Source organism: Mesorhizobium sp. Primo-A (genome assembly GCF_003997175.1).
Lineage (GTDB): Bacteria > Pseudomonadota > Alphaproteobacteria > Rhizobiales > Rhizobiaceae > Mesorhizobium > Mesorhizobium ciceri.
The window spans coordinates 213,998-229,732 of the sequence record NZ_RZTG01000006.1; the positions used below are offsets into that span (position 1 = coordinate 213,998).

Consider the following 15,735-nt stretch of genomic DNA (forward strand, 5'->3'; position numbering starts at 1 on the left):
GCCAAGCGCCGATAACATTGGAAAAGGCGCCACACGCACCCGACAACGCGTGTGGCAATCATCGACGGTTCACATCCCCGTCAGATCGCTCATCAGCCCCGACGCCACCGACAGCCGCGACACGGTGATGTCGCCGCCCTCGGTCAACGCCTGCAGCCGCTCGCGGATGCGCGCCACCCGCTCGCCGCCGGCGTCCAGCCAGGCAGCCACCGGATCGGCCGTCTTGGCGTGGCCGGTGAGCGCCGCCACCGCGATGCCGCGCCGTGCCGCATCGATCGTGTCGGTGGCGCGCGAAAGCGCCAGCTGATCGTAGTAGTCCGATGGCGTGATCGAGCGTGCGGCATCCTCGACACGCGGAATGCGGAAGGCATCGCTGACGGCGAAGAACGCCTTGGCCGCGGCGACGATATCGGCGCCGGCGGTGCGCGCCGTCAGCGCGATGTCGGGGATGAGTTCCGCCACCTCGCTCAGTGCCAGCTGCCCGGCCAAGCTTTCCGGCGCGCCGGCCTTGAACAGCCCATGCCGCTTCTCCTCGATGCGCTCGCGTGAAAAGGCCGGCAGCAGCGAAACGAGCTTGGGCTCCAGCGCCTTGCGGGCTTCCTGCAACTCGGCAATGCGCTGGCTGAGGGGTGCCGTGCCGGCATCGTTCTTCAGATACCAGCCGCTGGTCACATAGATCAGCCGGCTGACCATCTGATAGAGATCGAGCTGCACCTGGCCGTCGATCTGGTTGTCGAGCGCGTCGATCTCGCGATAGAGCGCCGGCAAGGCAAAACCGTCACGCACCACCGCGAAGGTCCGCACCACGTCGGCGGCGGTGCGCCCGGTGGCCTCCTGCAGCCGGTTGACGAAGGATGGGCCGCCGCGATTGACCAGATCGTTGGCGACGACCCGTGTGATGATCTCGCGGCGCAGCCTGTGGCCATGGATCTCGGCGGCGTATTTCTTCGCCATCTGGTCGGGAAAATAGCCCATCAGGTCGCGGTCGAAATGCGCGTCATCAGGCACGTCGCTGGCGACGATGTCGGAAAACAGCACAATCTTGGCATAGGCGAGCAGCACGCCGAGTTCGGCTCTGGTCAGCGGTTCGCCACGCGCTTCGCGCTCGGCCAGCGCTGCCGGCGACGGCAGCGTCTCGACGGCACGGTCGAGCAGGCCGCGCGCCTCCAGCGCCGTCATGAAGCGGCTCTGATGCGCGATGTCGGCGAGGCCGCGCTTGCGGGCGATCGAAAGCGCCAGCGTCTGCTGGTAGTTGTTGGACAGCACCAGCGAGCCGACCTCCTCGGTCATCTCGGCCAGCAGCTTGTTGCGTGCCGGGCGTGTCAACGACCCCTTGCGCATGGCGGAAGCCAGCGCGATCTTGATGTTGACCTCGACGTCGGAGCAGTTGACGCCGCCCGAATTGTCGATGGCGTCGGAGTTGCAGCGGCCGCCATTCATGCCGAACTCGATGCGCGCCCGCTGCGTGACGCCGAGATTGGCGCCCTCGCCGATCACTTTCGCCCGGACGTCGAGCGCGGTGATGCGAATGGCATCGTTGGCGCGGTCGCCGACCTCGGCATTGGTCTCGGTCGATGCCCTGAGATACGTGCCGATGCCGCCGAACCACAGAAGATCGACCGGCGCTTTGAGGATGGCGGTCATGATCTCGACCGGCGTGGCGGTGGTCTTGGCCAGGCCGATCGCCGCCGCCGCCGCCGCCGGCAAGGTGATCGATTTCTGGTTGCGCGAGACGATGATGCCGCCTTCCGACAGTTTCGTCTTGTCGTAGTCCTGCCAGCTCGAACGCGGCAGCGCGAACATGCGCTCGCGCTCGGCCATCGAGGCTGCCATGTCGGGATCGGGATCGATGAAGATGTCGCGATGGTCGAAGGCCGCGATCAGCCGGGTTTTCGGGGACAAAAGCATGCCGTTGCCGAACACGTCGCCCGACATGTCGCCGACCCCAACGACGGTGAAGGACGAGGTCTGGATGTCGCGGTTGATCTCGCGGAAATGCCGCTTGACCGCTTCCCAGGCGCCCTTGGCGGTGATGCCCATCTTCTTGTGGTCATAGCCGGCCGAGCCGCCGCTGGCGAAGGCGTCGTCGAGCCAGAAGCCGTGCTTCTCCGAGATCGCGTTAGCGGTATCGGAGAAGGTCGCCGTGCCCTTGTCGGCGGCAACGACGAAATACGGATCGTCCGGGTCGCGTCTGATAACGCCGGCCGGCGGGATGACGCCGTCGAGGCCGATATTGTCGGTGATCGACAGCAGGCTGGAGACGAAGTTCTTGTAGGCCGAAGTACCGGCCTCGAAGATCGCGTCGCGGCCAGCGCTCATCGGCAGCTTCTTCGGATAGAAGCCGCCCTTGGCGCCCACCGGCACGATGACGGCATTCTTGACCTGCTGTGCCTTGACCAGGCCGAGCACCTCGGTGCGGTAGTCCTGGGCGCGGTCGGACCAGCGCAGGCCGCCGCGCGCCACCGGACCGAAGCGCAGATGCAGACCTTCGACCTCGGAGCCGTAGACGAAGATCTCCCGCCACGGCCGCGGCGCCGGCAAGCCCTCGACCGCGTGCGAGTCCAGCTTGATCGCCAGCGACTGGCCCTTTTCTTTCGTATCGGCAACGAAATGATTGGTGCGCAGCGTGGCTTCGATCAGATTGAGGTAGCGCCGGATGATGGTGTCGTCGTCGATGTTCGGCACATCCTCCAGCGCATCCTTGATCTTGGCCTTGAGATGCTTTGCGGCCACCACGCCTTCGGTCTCGGCTGTCGGGCCAAGCCGGGCGATGAACAGCGCATGCAGGCCACGCGCTATGTCGGGATAGCGGTTGAGCGCGGCGGCGATGAAATCCTGGCTTTGCGGAATGCCGACCTGCTGCAGATAACGGCCATAGGCGCGCAGGATGGTGATCTCGCCAGACCACAGGCCGGCGGTCTGGGCGAGGCCGTTATAGCCGTCATTGTCGACGTCGCCGCGCCAGACGGAGAGGAACGCATCTTCGAACAGCGCGCCGCCATCGGTCAGGTCGATCGGCTGGCCGTAGCTGTTCTCAAGCTCCATGTCATGAATAAAGACTAAGCCGGGCCGATCACTATTGATCGTGCCGACCTGGTCGTCGCCGACCTCGAAAGTGCGCTCGCTGATGACGCGGAAGCCGATGTTTTCCAGCACCGGCACGCGGCGCGACAGCGCCACCGGGCTGCCGTGGTGATAGATCTTCAGCGATGCCTGGTGCGGCTTCTGCTCGGCATGGCGATAATAGTCGATGGCGATCGGATTGCCGGCGCTGATCTTGGCAATGCGCCCGGCATCGGCCAGCGCCACCGCCGCGCTGAACGAATCGCGGTAGCTTTCCGGCAGCCGCGCGGCAATCGCCTTCAAAGCCTGGTCGCCGCCACTGGCCTCGGCCGCATCGGAAAGGGCGTCCTCCCAGGTACGCACGATGTCGCGGATCGCCGCCTCTATCGTCGCTTGCTCGACCTTCGGCGTCTTGCCGCCGGAGCGGCCGATGATGAAGTGCACGCGCGCCAGCCCGCCCTCGGGAAAGGCCGGGTAGTAGGCCGACAGCCGGCCTTCGAATACGGTTTTCAGATAGGAGCCAATCTTCTCGCGCACGACGCTGTCGTAACGGTCGCGCGGCACGAAGACGAGGATTGAGACGAAACGGTCGAACTGGTCGGCGCGCACCAGCGCCCGCACGCGTGGCCGCTCGACCAGGCCCAGAATGGCGGCGGCATGTTTGCGCAGGATCGGCACCGGCACCTGGAACAGCTCGTCGCGCGGATAGCTTTCCAGCACGTTGATCAGCGCCTTGCCGGAATGATCGTGCCGGTCGAAGCCGGACTTGGCGATGATGGTTTCGGCCTTGGACCTGAGATACGGGATCTTCATCACCGAGCGCGTGTAGGCGGTCGAGGTGAACAGGCCGACGATGCGCAATTCGCCCGCGAGCGTACCCTTGGCGGTGTAGGTCTTGATGCCGATGTAATCGAGATAGATGCGGCGGTGCACGGACGACTTGGCATTGGCCTTGGTGACGATCAGCGGCTCCGGCCCATGCAGGAAGGCGCGGATCTCCGGCGTCGTCGTTACCGCTTCGGTGCCGCGCCTGAGCACCAGCACGTCGGGATCGGACAGGATGCCGAGGCCAGGCTTTTCAGCGCGCTCCAGCGTGCCGCTTTCCTCGCCGCCGGTGTATTTGAACTCGCGCATGCCAAGGAAGGTGAAATTGTCGTCGCGCAGCCACTCCAGGAAGGCGAGAGCCTCGGCAACGCTCTTCTTGTCGAGCGGCACGGCCGTATAGCGGAATTCCGAGATCGCCTGATCGAGGCGGGCCAGCATTGGCCTCCAGTCGTGAACGGCGGCATGAACCTGGCCAAGGATCTTGCGCAGCCGCTCGCTCAATCCGCTCGCCTGCTCGGATGTCAGCCGCGGGATGTGGACATGGATGACGCTCAGCCGGTCGTGGCTGCCATCGTCCTTGGCGAAATTGCCGTCGCCGAGGATTTCTTCCACGCCGCCCTTGCCGTGGCGCACGACGATAACCGGATGGGTGACCAGGGTCGGTTCGCCCGATGTCTCGGTGATCTCGCCGAGGATGGAATCGAACAGGAACGGCATGTTGTCGTTGACGACCGTGACAACCGTCATCGGGCGGCCGTCTCGCACAACGCCCGAATCGGCATCGACGGCGACGACGCACTCGCCTTTCCTGTGAGTGGCGACTGCCTGGCCGGCGAGATCGGCAGCCCGCTCCAGGTCGGCCACATCGTAGGGAGCAATGTCTTCAGCTGGCGCGCGGGCGAGCAGATAGTCTGCAAGCCTGGCTGGCCTTTCCTCCGCTTTAAGCGCTGCCGTGGCTTTTTTCTTCGGCTTGCTCGCGGATTTCACGCTGGCCATGACGCACGTCCCTCCCGTCGAATGCTTTTACGACTATGGTAGCAGATGACCGCTGTTTGGCGACAAAGGTTTGACGGCTTGCCAAGAATTATCGGAATTTGGCGACAAGATGCCGCGCAACGAGGAGAAATGACCCATGACCGGCAAAATCAGCGCGCTTGATCTTGGCCAGGGAGAGCTGAGCGAGGCGACAAAAACCTATTTCGCCAAATGCGAGGAGAAGCTCGGCCTCGTCCCCAACGTGCTCAGGGCCTATGCCTTCGACGACAAGAAGCTGCGCGCCTTCACCGACATGTACAACGATTTGATGCTGGGTGAGTCCGGCCTGTCGAAGCTGGAGCGCGAAATGATCGCGGTCGCCGTCTCCTCGATCAATCATTGCTACTATTGCCTGACCGCGCACGGCGCGGCGGTGCGCCAGCTCTCCGGCGATCCGGCGCTCGGCGAAATGATGGTGATGAATTTCCGCGCCGCCGATCTTTCGCCCAGGCAGACGGCAATGCTCGAATTCGCCGTCAAGCTGACGCAAGAGCCGGCCAAGATCGTCGAGGCCGACCGGGGCGCGCTGCGTCAGGCCGGCTTCACCGATCGCGACATCTGGGACATCGCCTCGACCGCTGCCTTCTTCAACATGTCGAACCGCGTGGCCGCGGCAATCGATATGCGGCCGAACGACGAATACCACGCCATGGCAAGGTGACGGATTGCGGCAGGATCCAGACCGGGGCGTTATATTAGCAGTGTCGCATTCTCGTTGCTTGTTTGCCGGTTTGGTCCGATGATCGGCAGGCGGCATGACCGCATGCCGGTTCGATGCCGCTCACCAAGGGAGGAGAACATGGCGAAGTATCTCTACGTCTATCATGGCTCGGGCAAGATGCCGACCGACGAGGCCGAGCGGAAGGCCGCAATGGACGCCTGGAACGGCTGGTACGGCAAGCTCGGCTCGGCTGTGGTCGACGGCGGCAATCCGGTCGGCATGTCGAAGATGGTGCTGCCCGGCGGCAAGGTCGAGAACAATGGCGGCAGCAATCCGGCCGCCGGCTACACGATCGTCGAAGCGAAAGACATCGACGATGCCGTCGCCAAGGCCAAGGACTGCCCGATCCTGATGAACCCGGCCTTCAGCGTCGAGATCGCGCCGATCATTGAAGTGATGTGACGCGCCGGCTCAGGACCGCGTCGCTATGGCGGCCGCCGCACCGGCCATCGTCGTGGCGCTGATGCGATTGGCGATCTTCATGGCGCGCTTGCTCTTCAAAAGCTTGCGCGCCTGTGATGCGGCGAGCACCCAGGCGAGATCGATGGCGACCAGCACCACGGCCATGGTCGCCGTCAGCTCGACCCAGCCGACGATGCTGACCGAAGCGAGGTCGATGATGGTCGGCAGCAGCGCCAGGTAGAACATCATGATCTTGGGATTGCCGAGCGTCACCGCCATGCCGGCGAAGAACAGTTTTATCGCCGAATCCTCGCGCGGCATCTCGCCCTCTTTTGCATCGACAGGCGCGGTCCACATCTTCCAGGCGAGGTAAGCGAGATAGGCAACGCCGACCCATTTCACCACGACGAAGGCGAAATGGAAGGTCTGCGCCACGACAGCCAGCCCGAACACCGCCAGCGATAGCCAGATGCCCTCGCCGATCCACATGGCGAGCAGGAACGGGAACACGTCGCGAAACCCTTTCGAGATGACGCGGGCGACAAGCGCCGCGATCGATGGCCCAGGCGAGCCCGCGGCAACGAACAGAGCGGCGGCGAAAATCAGGAGCGAGGTGGGGTGCATAACCGGGTCTCTGGTTGAAAACCTTCGATTTCGGATATTAACGCAAGTGGCTCGGCTGCGGTAGCACCGACAAAAGACCCTTGTCGGTCCGGCATGTCGCGGCTAGAAAGGCCATCGCGAAACAATTTTGAGCTTCACTTTGCCTACGTAACCGCCGGTCTCGCCAACTCCCCCGACACACTGCATGACACCGCATTTGCGGTATCTGTTTTCATGTTCATGTGTTCTTCTGGGCGGCGGTTCGAGACCGGTTTGGCACTGCTGAACCGTTGTTGCGCGCTGCCGCCCGTGACATCCGATTTCCAATCATAGCAAGCGACCGCCACGCCGCGCCCGCATGGGCATCTCGACATCGCCGGCCTGATGAACTTCCCGACGGGAAGGGCTTATCGGCATGTCTGGACTTCTGCGTATCCACTGGGCAATCGCACCCCAGACCGCACCTCGACCGCTCATCAATTGCAACCGCTGCGGCACCGTGAGGGCCTATTGCAGCAGCGGAAAGTTCCGCGTCAACGCCAATGGCAAACGCATCGACGTGTGGCTGATCTATCGCTGCATCGACTGCGACAATTCCTGGAATTTCGGCATTTTCGAACGCTGCAACCGCCGCGACATCGACCCGGCGCTGCTGGCGGCGCTCGAAAGCAACGATCCTGCACTCGCTCACCGTCATGCCTTCGATGCGGTGGCGTTGCGCAACCGGATCGGGCGCGTCGAGGAGTTCTCCGATGTCAGCGTTCACAAGCGCAGGCTCGGCGACACCAGGGAAGCCGCGACCGTGTTGGAACTCCAGCTCGGGCTCGAAATGCCGACATCGCTGCGGCTCGACCGGCTGCTCGCAAGCGAACTCTGCATCTCGCGATCACGGCTTCAGGCGCTGGAGGAGAAGCGGCTGCTCATCGTTGACCCGGATGGAGCAAAGGCCCTGCGCAAGCCGGCCCGTGCGGGAAACACGATCCGCATCGATCTGGCCGGCGAGGCCGATCGGCAGGCCATCATCGCGGCTGCCGGTGGATGAACGAAAAAGGGGCGGAACACTGGTTGCTCCGCCCCTCTCCGCTGTTGGAAAAAATAAGAGCTTACGCCGCGCCGACCACCTTGGACGACTTCTCGAACCGCTTGCGCTCGTTCGGATCGAGATAGAGCTTGCGCAGCCGAATGGTCTTCGGCGTCACTTCGACCAGCTCGTCGTCCTGGATCCAGGCCAGCGCGCGTTCCAGCGTCATGCGGATCGGCGGGGTCAGCTTGACCGCCTCGTCCTTGCCGGCGGCACGGATGTTGGTCAGCTTCTTGCCCTTGAGCACGTTCACTTCAAGGTCATTGTCGCGGCTATGGATACCGATGATCATGCCCTGATACACCTTGACGCCCGGATCGATGACCATCGGGCCGCGATCTTCCAGGTTCCACATGGCGTAGGCGACCGATTCGCCCTGTTCGTTGGAAATCAGCACGCCATTGGTGCGGCCTGGCAGCTCGCCCTTGTAGGGCTCATAGGCATGGAAAAGCCGGTTCATCACGGCGGTGCCGCGCGTGTCGGTCAAAAGCTCCGACTGGTAGCCGATCAGGCCACGGGTCGGCGCATGGAAGACAATGCGCTGACGATTGCCGCCGGATGGGCGCAGTTCGACCATCTCGGCCTTGCGCTCGGACATCTTCTGCACGACGACGCCGGCATGCTCCTCGTCGACGTCGATGACGACTTCTTCGACCGGCTCCAGCAATTCGCCATTCTCGCCCTTCTGCATGACGACGCGCGGACGCGACACGGCGATTTCAAAGCCTTCGCGCCGCATCGTCTCGATCAGCACGGCCAGCTGCAATTCGCCGCGGCCGGAGACGAAGAACGAATCCTTGTCAGGCGATTCCTCGATCTTCAGCGCGACATTGCCTTCGGCTTCGCGCAGCAGGCGGTCGCGGATGACGCGGCTGGTCACCTTGTCGCCTTCGGTGCCGGCCAGCGGACTGTCGTTGACCAGGAACGACATGGTCACGGTCGGCGGATCGATCGGCTGCGCATGCAGCGGTTCGCTCACGCTCGGGTCGCAGAACGTGTCGGCGACGGTGCCCTTCGACAAGCCGGCAATGGCGACGATGTCGCCCGCCTGCGCTTCTTCGATCGGCTGGCGCTCAAGGCCGCGGAAGGCCAGGATCTTGGAAATACGGCCGGTTTCGATCTGAGTACCGTCATGGTGCAGCACCTTGACCGGCTGGTTGGCCTTCAGCGTGCCGCTCTCGATGCGGCCGGTGATGATGCGGCCGAGAAACGGATTGGCTTCCAGGATGGTGCCGATCATGCGGAACGGACCGGGATGAACGGTCGGCTCCGGCACATGCTTGATGACGAGGTCGAACAGGGGCGCCAACTGCTGGTCCTTCGGTCCTTCCGGATTTTCCGAAACCCAGCCATCGCGGCCTGAGCCGTACAGAATCGGGAAGTCGAGCTGCTCGTCGGTGGCGTCGAGCGCTGCGAAGAGGTCGAACACCTCGTTGACCACCTCGACATGACGGGCGTCCGGGCGATCGATCTTGTTGATGACGACGATCGGCTTCAGGCCGACCTTGAGCGCCTTGCCGACGACGAATTTGGTCTGCGGCATCGGCCCTTCGGCGGCATCGACCAGCACGATGGCTGAGTCCACCATCGACAGGATGCGTTCGACCTCGCCACCGAAATCGGCGTGGCCGGGGGTGTCGACGATGTTGATGCGGGTATCCTTCCAGTCGACCGAGGTCGCTTTGGCCAGGATGGTGATGCCGCGCTCCTTTTCGAGGTCGTTGGAATCCATGGCGCGCTCGGCCACGCGCTGATTGTCTCGGAAGGAGCCGGACTGCTTCAAAAGCTGGTCGACCAGGGTGGTCTTTCCATGGTCGACGTGCGCGATGATCGCGATATTACGGATTTTCATGTTCTGGTCTCGGAAGCGTTGCAGGCAGCAGGCCAAAAGGCGCTGCCTCTTTCGGTTGCGCGGCTCATACAGGGTTTTTCGCAGTTGCGAAAGAGGAGGCGCGTCACCAAATACTCATCAAATCTTAAGCATCTGCGTGTGAGATGATTTTGTTAACCAAGGCGGGAACCCCTCGGGGCCCGGGCAGTTCGAACGTCATGACCGATAAACTCAACCGATTCTGGCCGCTCATCGCCTCTGTTGCCTTCGCCGTCCTGCTGGCGGCCAACGCCGCGCAGTCGGCCGCGACGACGAAGGAATCACGGCCTGCCTTGCCGTCAGAGGCACAGTCGGCCGAGCAGATTTTCGCCGACGCGCCCGACGGCGTCGACCCGGTGGTGACCGGCCCGGTCAGCGCCGCCTTCAAGCAGCGGCAGGACGCCGCCAACTGCGACAGCGCCGTCTGGCCGAATATCCCCATGGTCTGCTACCCGGACTAAGGCATCGCGCGCCCTAGACGCGCGCGACACCTTTCCATCAGCGCGCGCTTATGCCGACCGCACCGGGTCGAGCGTCACCTTGTAGAGTTCATTGTCGTCGCGATCCATCAGCCGCACCGTCATCTGCTCGCTGGCGCCTGAAATATCGACCAGCCCGAAGAATTGCAGACCTGCCGAGGGCGGCAGGTTCTGTCCCTGTTCGGCGGTCGGCGCCTTGATGAACTTCAGCTCCGGACCGAACGTCATGTCGAAATCGTTCGGCCCGAACGTTCCGGCATGGATCGGACCCGAAACGAATTCCCAGAACGGATTGAAATCCTGGAACTGCGCCTTGTCCGGGTTGTAATAATGCGCGGCCGTGTAATGCACGTCGGCGGTGAGCCAGACGGTGTTGCTGATGCCGGCATTCTTGATGAAGCGCAGCAGGTCGGCGATCTCGAGCTCACGCCCTTTTGGCAAGCCATTGTCGCCATTGCTGACTGCTTCGGCACCAACCTTCTTGGTGCCGTCGTCCCAGACGACGAGGCCGAGCGGCATGTCGGCGGCGATGATTTTCCAGGTCGCCTTCGAATTCGCCAGTTCGCGCTTCAGCCATTTCGTCTGCTGTTCGCCGAGCATGCGCGATTGCGGCGTCATCTCATCCTGCATGTCGGGACCATTGGGGCCGCGATAGGAGCGCATGTCGAGGAAGAACACGTCGAGCAGCGGCCCGTAGGCGATCTTGCGATAGACGCGGCCGGGCTCGGAAGGTTCGTAGCGGATCGTCGTCATCTCGTGGAAAGCCCGCGCCGCACGGGCCGCCAGCACGTGGATGGATTTTTCCGAATAGCGGCTGTCGGCGCTGAGATCCTTCGAATCCGACCAGTTGTTCAGGACTTCATGGTCGTCCCACTGGTAGAAAGTCGGGCAGATGGCGCTGAGGCCGAGCACGTTCCTGTCCATCATGTTGTACTTCCACTGGTCCCGGTATTCGTCCAGCGTCTCGGCAACCTTGCGTTTGCCGTCGATCAGCACGACGTTCTTCCACTTGCCGCCGCCGGGCAGGTCGACCTCGTCCTTCATGGCGCCGTCGGCATAGATGGTGTCGCCCGAATGCAGGAAGAAGTCGGGCGTGTGCTTGCCGATCGTGGCGTAGGTCTTCATGCCGGTCTCATCGATGCCCCAGCCCTGGCCGGCGGTGTCGCCCGACCAGGCAAAGCGGATGTCGCGCTTCGAGGCCGGCGCCGTCCTGAAGCGCCCGATGATCGGCTCGGAAACGGCGTTGATGTCGGCGAGATCGGCTGCCGTCATGCGATAGAAGATATCCTGGTCCGAAGCGAGGTCGGTGAGCAGCCGCTTGACGGTGTAGTCGCTGGCCGGCGACGTATCGAGCGGCGCCAGGCGTGTCGCAGTGGCGAAGTTCTCCGTCGACGACACTTCGAACATGACGCGCGACGGGCGATCGGTGCGCGTCCACACCATGCCGCTGGTTGCGTCGACATCGCCGGACTGGACGCCATGGGTGAAGGCCGGCCGCTGACTGGCGCGCGAATAGTAGGGCAGCACCAGGCTCGAGACGCCGGCCAGGCCAACGGCGCTGGCGGAGGTGACGAAAGCGCGGCGAGTCATCGAAAGCTTGTTCACGGCTGTCTCCTGGATGGCTTGAACGGTGCCACCAAAATCCAGCGTCAATGTTTCAGGGACATCTCGGGATCATGAAGTTTTTCTGACGATCAACAGGCGGGTGGGCGTTTGCGCGGACGGCGAAGCTGCCGATCTTCCTCCGTGTGGGGGAGATGGCAGCTTGGCCGGTAGCGTCTCTCCCTACGCCGCCTGCGGCTCCGGCTCGAATGCCGGCTTGCTGGTGTTGATCAGCAGCGAGATACAGGCAGCGGCTATTGCCGTCATGCCGGCGATCAGGAAGGCCAGTTCGTAATTGCCCTGCAACTCGCGCATGGTGCCACCGAAGGCGGCGGCGGTCGCCGCACCGATCTGGTGGCCGGCGACGATCCAGCCGAACACGATCGGCCCACTGCGATCGCCGAACGCCTCATTGGCGAGCCTCAGAGTCGGCGGCACGGTGGCGATCCAGTCGAGACCGTAGAGCACGGCGAAGATGATCAGGCTGGTCGCTGAGAAGCCGGAATAGGGCAGGTAGATCAGCGACAGGCCGCGGATGCCGTAATAGACGCCGAGCAGCTTGCGCGGGTCGAAACGGTCGGTGAGCCAGCCCGACAATGTCGTGCCGATCAGATCGAAAATGCCCATCATCGACAGCAGGCCGGCGGCCTGCACCTCGCCGATGCCCATGTCGCCGCAAAACGCGATCAGATGCGTGCCGACCAGCCCGTTGGTGGTGAAGCCGCAGACGAAGAAGGTGGCGAACAGATACCAGAACACCCGCGTGCCGGCGGCACGGCGCAGCGTCGAGAACGTATGCGCCAGAAAGTTGCCCTGTGACGCAGGCGGCGTCGGCGGCACATCGTCAGCCTCGGCGCCATAGCGCACCATGCCGATCGATGCCGGCCGCTCCGGCACCAGCAGCCAGACCAGCGGTATCAGGGCAGCGGTCGCGATCGCGACCGCAATGACAACCGGCTGCCAGCCGCCCGACTGTGCCAGAGCGGCGATCAGCGGCAGGAACACCAGCATGCCCGAGGCACTGGAGGCCGACATCAATCCCATGACAAGGCCGCGATTGGTCTTGAACCAGCGATTGACGATGGTCGCGCCGAGCACGCTGGCGACGGCACCGGAACCAATGCCCGAGAACACGCCCCAGGTGATGAACAGATGCCACGGCTTGGTCATCAGCAGGCTGAGCATGGTCGAGCCCGACATCACCACCAGCGAGGCGAGCAGCGTGCGGCGCAGCCCGATGCGCTCCATCAGGGCTGCGGCAAATGGCCCCGTCAAACCGTAAAGCAGAATGCCGACACCGGCGGCCAGGGAGATGACGTCGCGGCGCCAGCCGAAACTGTTCTCGAGTGGCAGCATCATGACCGAGGGTGCGGAGCGCAGGCCAGCCGCGACCAGCAGGCTGAGGAAGATGACGCCGACCACGACGAAAGCGTAGCGCTGGCCAAAGGGGCGAGATTGAGTTATCATGTTACTGACCGGTACGTTGCAGGGTGGGAACATGTATACGTACCGATCGGTAACATTGTCAATCGAGTCACACGATGCCAACCGACAAAAATATTGAACTGACCATCAGCGACGGTCATGCATCCGCTCCGCCGAAAGCCGCCAAGAAGATCCTCGATGTGGCCTATGACCTGTTCTACCGGCGCGGCATCAGGGCGATCGGCGTCGACGAGATCGTCAAGCGTGCCGGCGTCACCAAGCCCAGCCTCTACCGCAGCTTTCCGTCCAAGGACGAACTGGCCGCTTCCTATCTCAGGCAATATGACCGTGAATACTGGGAGCGCTTCGACGAGGCGGTCGCCGCTCATCCCGGCGACCCGCGCGCTCAGATCAAGGCTTTCCTGACCCGCATCGGCAAGCGCACGCAGGTGGCGGACTATCGCGGCTGCGGCATGACCAATGCGGCGGTCGAATATCCCGACCACAGCCACCCGGCTCGCGTGGTCAGCGAGGCCAACAAGCAGGAACTGCGCCGCCGCCTGCGCGCCATGGCGGCTGCGATGGGCGCGCAAGACCCAGACACGCTCGGCGACGGCCTGCTGCTGCTGATCGAGGGCGCCTATATCAGCGGCCAGTTGTTCGGCCTCGGCGGTCCGGCGCAAGCGGTTGCCCGCAATGCCGACCTGCTGATCGAAGCCAGCTTGAAGAAATAGCGTTTGGCGCTACGCTGCGGCGGCTTGCAACGGAGATTGACCGCCATGCGTGCCATTCTGATCCCGCTTGTCCTGGTCGGTCTCGGTCAGGCGGCGCAAGCCGACGGCATTTCCAGCGCCTACACCGATCTGGATTCGAAAACGGACTGCGTGACCTACGCGCAGGCAGAAGAAGGCGACGGCGACTGGGCCGAACTCGCCTGTTCAGGCTATCGCGGCTATCCCGTACTGATCGCCTATGACGACGCCCGTGAATCGCTGTTCTACGGTTTTCCGCCCGGCGGCGACATGACGACGGTCTGGGAAAGCTTTTCCGGCCTCAATTCGTCCGGAGCCAAAGTCGAATGGCGCATCGAAACCAAGGGCGACACGGCAGTGCCCTATGCCGTCATCCATCGCCGCTCGATCAGCAATCCCGAGGACGAGAAAAAGCCGACCGAGGTGCTGCTCGTCGCCAAGGTCGGCCAGATGGACGCCCGCGACGGCTGCACCGTCGGCCTGGTGCTGGCCACCGGCAATCCCGTCGCCAACGACCAGGCGCGCAAGCTTGCCGACGACAAGGCACGCACCTTCGCCTGCGGCAAGGACAGACACACCGTCATCGGCAAAGTGCCGGCCTTCGGCCGGGTCGACAACTGACCGGTCGGGCTACTTGCTCGCCTTGGCCCGCTCGATCGCGTCGACGATCATCTTCTTGGCGTATTTGGAATCGTGCCAGCCTTCGATCTTGACCCATTTGCCGGGCTCGAGATCCTTGTAGTGCTCGAAGAAGTGCTGCACCTGCTGGCGCGTAATGTCGGGCAGCTGAGTGTATTCGGTGACGTTCTCGTAACGCAGCGTCAGTTTTGGCGACGGCACGGCGATGATCTTCTCATCCTGGCCGGCATTGTCTTCCATGATCAGCACGCCGATCGGCCGCACGTTGATGACGCAGCCCGGCACCAGCGCGCGCGTGTTGCAGACCAGCACGTCGATCGGATCGCCGTCGCCCGACAGCGTGTGCGGCACGAAGCCGTAATTGCCGGGGTAGCGCATCGAGGTGTGCAGGAAGCGGTCGACGAACAGCGTGCCGGCCTCCTTGTCCATCTCGTACTTGATCGGCTCGCCGCCGATCGGCACCTCGATGATGACGTTGACGTCCTCAGGCGGATTCTTTCCGCTGGCTATGGCTTCAATGCGCATGGCTTAAATCCCTCTCTCGATGGACGATCGATAGCGGGCGGCGCGTCATGGTGCAATGCGGCGAATGGTGCTGGGTGCGAATGGAACGCCCAATTGCCGAAAGGCCGGGTTGTCATTCCCAGACGAAAGCGACCTTCTTCAGCGCCTTTTGCTCGAAGATCTCGACGCCCTCGGCGACATCGCGGCCACCGGCGCCGGCATAGAAGGCAAGCGCGTTCTGGTTGTCCTCCAGCGCCCACACGACCATGCCTTTCAGCCCGTGATCGGCCAGCCGCGCCTTGTCCGCCGAAAACAGGCGGCTGCCGAGCCCGATGCCCTGATATTCCGGGCGCAGGTACAATTCGTAGATTTCGCCCTGCTGGCGCAGTTCACGGGCGCGGTTCTTGCCGATCGTCGCATAGCCGGCGATCTTGCCGCCGATTTCGACGACCAGAACGGTGGCGGCGCGGCGAATCGCATTCGCCCACCAGTCGGCGCCACGGCGGTTGATCATCGATGTCAGGGTCCGGTGCGGAATGATGCCGGAATAGGCGCCGCGCCAGGCCTCCAGATGCACCTCGGCGATGGCACTGGCATCGCGCGGGTCGGCTTTCCGGATGTCGATCGTCAGCGTATTCATGATTTGTTAACCATAAACCCGCATCGCCCGATTGCAAGGGTCCGGGCCGCCAGCCGGCTGCTTTCTCACAGGCGATCACCGCCCTGGTGAGGGG

Annotated in this window: 13 protein-coding genes; 6 read left to right on the top strand and 7 right to left on the bottom strand. The window is 63.4% G+C overall.

What is annotated here, in order from left to right; all coding sequences use genetic code 11:
- Window positions 1–69 precede the first annotated feature (69 nt).
- Window positions 70–4,884, bottom strand: coding sequence for an NAD-glutamate dehydrogenase (locus EOC83_RS13435; RefSeq protein WP_063169466.1), 4,815 nt, complete (start codon window positions 4,882–4,884; stop codon window positions 70–72).
- Window positions 4,885–5,020: 136 nt separating this feature from the next.
- Between EOC83_RS13435 and EOC83_RS13440 the strand changes: the two genes are divergently transcribed.
- Window positions 5,021–5,584 (top strand): peroxidase-related enzyme, encoded by a 564-nt coding sequence (locus EOC83_RS13440; protein WP_063169467.1) that lies wholly within the window; start codon window positions 5,021–5,023, stop codon window positions 5,582–5,584.
- Window positions 5,585–5,722: 138 nt separating this feature from the next.
- Window positions 5,723–6,046, top strand: a complete 324-nt coding sequence (locus tag EOC83_RS13445) for a hypothetical protein (protein WP_013529006.1) — start codon at window positions 5,723–5,725, stop codon at window positions 6,044–6,046.
- A 9-nt stretch (window positions 6,047–6,055) separates the two neighbouring features.
- On the opposite strand, the gene EOC83_RS13450 is transcribed toward EOC83_RS13445, so the two are convergent.
- Window positions 6,056–6,670, bottom strand: a complete 615-nt coding sequence (locus EOC83_RS13450) for a LysE family translocator (protein ID WP_024504201.1) — start codon at window positions 6,668–6,670, stop codon at window positions 6,056–6,058.
- A gap of 394 nt (window positions 6,671–7,064) precedes the next feature.
- Here EOC83_RS13450 and EOC83_RS13455 point away from each other — a divergent pair, with 394 nt between their 5' ends.
- Entirely contained in the window at window positions 7,065–7,691 is a 627-nt protein-coding gene (locus tag EOC83_RS13455) for a DUF1062 domain-containing protein (protein ID WP_063169468.1), read from the top strand.
- Between the two features lie 61 nt (window positions 7,692–7,752).
- On the opposite strand, the gene typA is transcribed toward EOC83_RS13455, so the two are convergent.
- Window positions 7,753–9,582 carry a translational GTPase TypA gene (typA, locus tag EOC83_RS13460; protein ID WP_013529003.1) on the bottom strand — a complete coding sequence of 610 codons (1,830 nt, stop codon included), beginning with the start codon at window positions 9,580–9,582 and terminating at the stop codon, window positions 7,753–7,755.
- Between the two features lie 197 nt (window positions 9,583–9,779).
- Between typA and EOC83_RS13465 the strand changes: the two genes are divergently transcribed.
- Window positions 9,780–10,061 (top strand): hypothetical protein, encoded by a 282-nt coding sequence (locus EOC83_RS13465; protein ID WP_224618852.1) that lies wholly within the window; start codon window positions 9,780–9,782, stop codon window positions 10,059–10,061.
- A 48-nt stretch (window positions 10,062–10,109) separates the two neighbouring features.
- Here the strand turns inward: EOC83_RS13465 and EOC83_RS13470 are convergent, their stop codons facing one another.
- Together EOC83_RS13470 and EOC83_RS13475 are read right to left on the bottom strand one after the other, a co-directional pair.
- Complete coding sequence (locus tag EOC83_RS13470) at window positions 10,110–11,684, bottom strand: alkaline phosphatase (RefSeq protein WP_063170395.1); 1,575 nt, start codon at window positions 11,682–11,684, stop codon at window positions 10,110–10,112.
- 180 nt (window positions 11,685–11,864) lie between these two features.
- The gene (locus tag EOC83_RS13475) at window positions 11,865–13,148 is read right to left on the bottom strand and encodes an MFS transporter (RefSeq protein ID WP_063169470.1); all 1,284 of its coding nucleotides are present in this window, start codon (window positions 13,146–13,148) and stop codon (window positions 11,865–11,867) included.
- 74 nt (window positions 13,149–13,222) lie between these two features.
- On the opposite strand from EOC83_RS13475, the gene EOC83_RS13480 reads away from it, so the two are divergent.
- Entirely contained in the window at window positions 13,223–13,840 is a 618-nt protein-coding gene (locus EOC83_RS13480) for a TetR/AcrR family transcriptional regulator (RefSeq protein ID WP_013528999.1), read from the top strand.
- A 45-nt stretch (window positions 13,841–13,885) separates the two neighbouring features.
- Window positions 13,886–14,479 carry a hypothetical protein gene (locus EOC83_RS13485; RefSeq protein WP_013528998.1) on the top strand — a complete coding sequence of 198 codons (594 nt, stop codon included), beginning with the start codon at window positions 13,886–13,888 and terminating at the stop codon, window positions 14,477–14,479.
- Window positions 14,480–14,488: 9 nt separating this feature from the next.
- Here the strand turns inward: EOC83_RS13485 and ppa are convergent, their stop codons facing one another.
- A complete protein-coding gene (gene ppa / locus EOC83_RS13490) occupies window positions 14,489–15,022 on the bottom strand; it encodes an inorganic diphosphatase (RefSeq protein ID WP_013528997.1) in 534 nt (177 codons plus the stop codon).
- A 112-nt stretch (window positions 15,023–15,134) separates the two neighbouring features.
- Complete coding sequence (locus EOC83_RS13495; RefSeq protein ID WP_127325945.1) at window positions 15,135–15,641, bottom strand: GNAT family N-acetyltransferase; 507 nt, start codon at window positions 15,639–15,641, stop codon at window positions 15,135–15,137.
- Between the last annotated feature and the right edge of the window lie 94 nt (window positions 15,642–15,735).

Bases quoted from the DNA above. Each gene is read 5' to 3' on its own strand.
- EOC83_RS13435 (WP_063169466.1), bottom strand. From the start codon at position 4,884: ATGGCCAGCGTGAAATCCGCGAGCAAGCCGAAGAAAAAAGCCACGGCA.
- EOC83_RS13440 (WP_063169467.1), top strand. From the start codon at position 5,021: ATGACCGGCAAAATCAGCGCGCTTGATCTTGGCCAGGGAGAGCTGAGC.
- EOC83_RS13445 (WP_013529006.1), top strand. From the start codon at position 5,723: ATGGCGAAGTATCTCTACGTCTATCATGGCTCGGGCAAGATGCCGACC.
- EOC83_RS13450 (WP_024504201.1), bottom strand. From the start codon at position 6,670: ATGCACCCCACCTCGCTCCTGATTTTCGCCGCCGCTCTGTTCGTTGCC.
- EOC83_RS13455 (WP_063169468.1), top strand. From the start codon at position 7,065: ATGTCTGGACTTCTGCGTATCCACTGGGCAATCGCACCCCAGACCGCA.
- typA (WP_013529003.1), bottom strand. From the start codon at position 9,582: ATGAAAATCCGTAATATCGCGATCATCGCGCACGTCGACCATGGAAAG.
- EOC83_RS13465 (WP_224618852.1), top strand. From the start codon at position 9,780: ATGACCGATAAACTCAACCGATTCTGGCCGCTCATCGCCTCTGTTGCC.
- EOC83_RS13475 (WP_063169470.1), bottom strand. From the start codon at position 13,148: ATGATAACTCAATCTCGCCCCTTTGGCCAGCGCTACGCTTTCGTCGTG.
- EOC83_RS13480 (WP_013528999.1), top strand. From the start codon at position 13,223: ATGCCAACCGACAAAAATATTGAACTGACCATCAGCGACGGTCATGCA.
- EOC83_RS13485 (WP_013528998.1), top strand. From the start codon at position 13,886: ATGCGTGCCATTCTGATCCCGCTTGTCCTGGTCGGTCTCGGTCAGGCG.
- ppa (WP_013528997.1), bottom strand. From the start codon at position 15,022: ATGCGCATTGAAGCCATAGCCAGCGGAAAGAATCCGCCTGAGGACGTC.
- EOC83_RS13495 (WP_127325945.1), bottom strand. From the start codon at position 15,641: ATGAATACGCTGACGATCGACATCCGGAAAGCCGACCCGCGCGATGCC.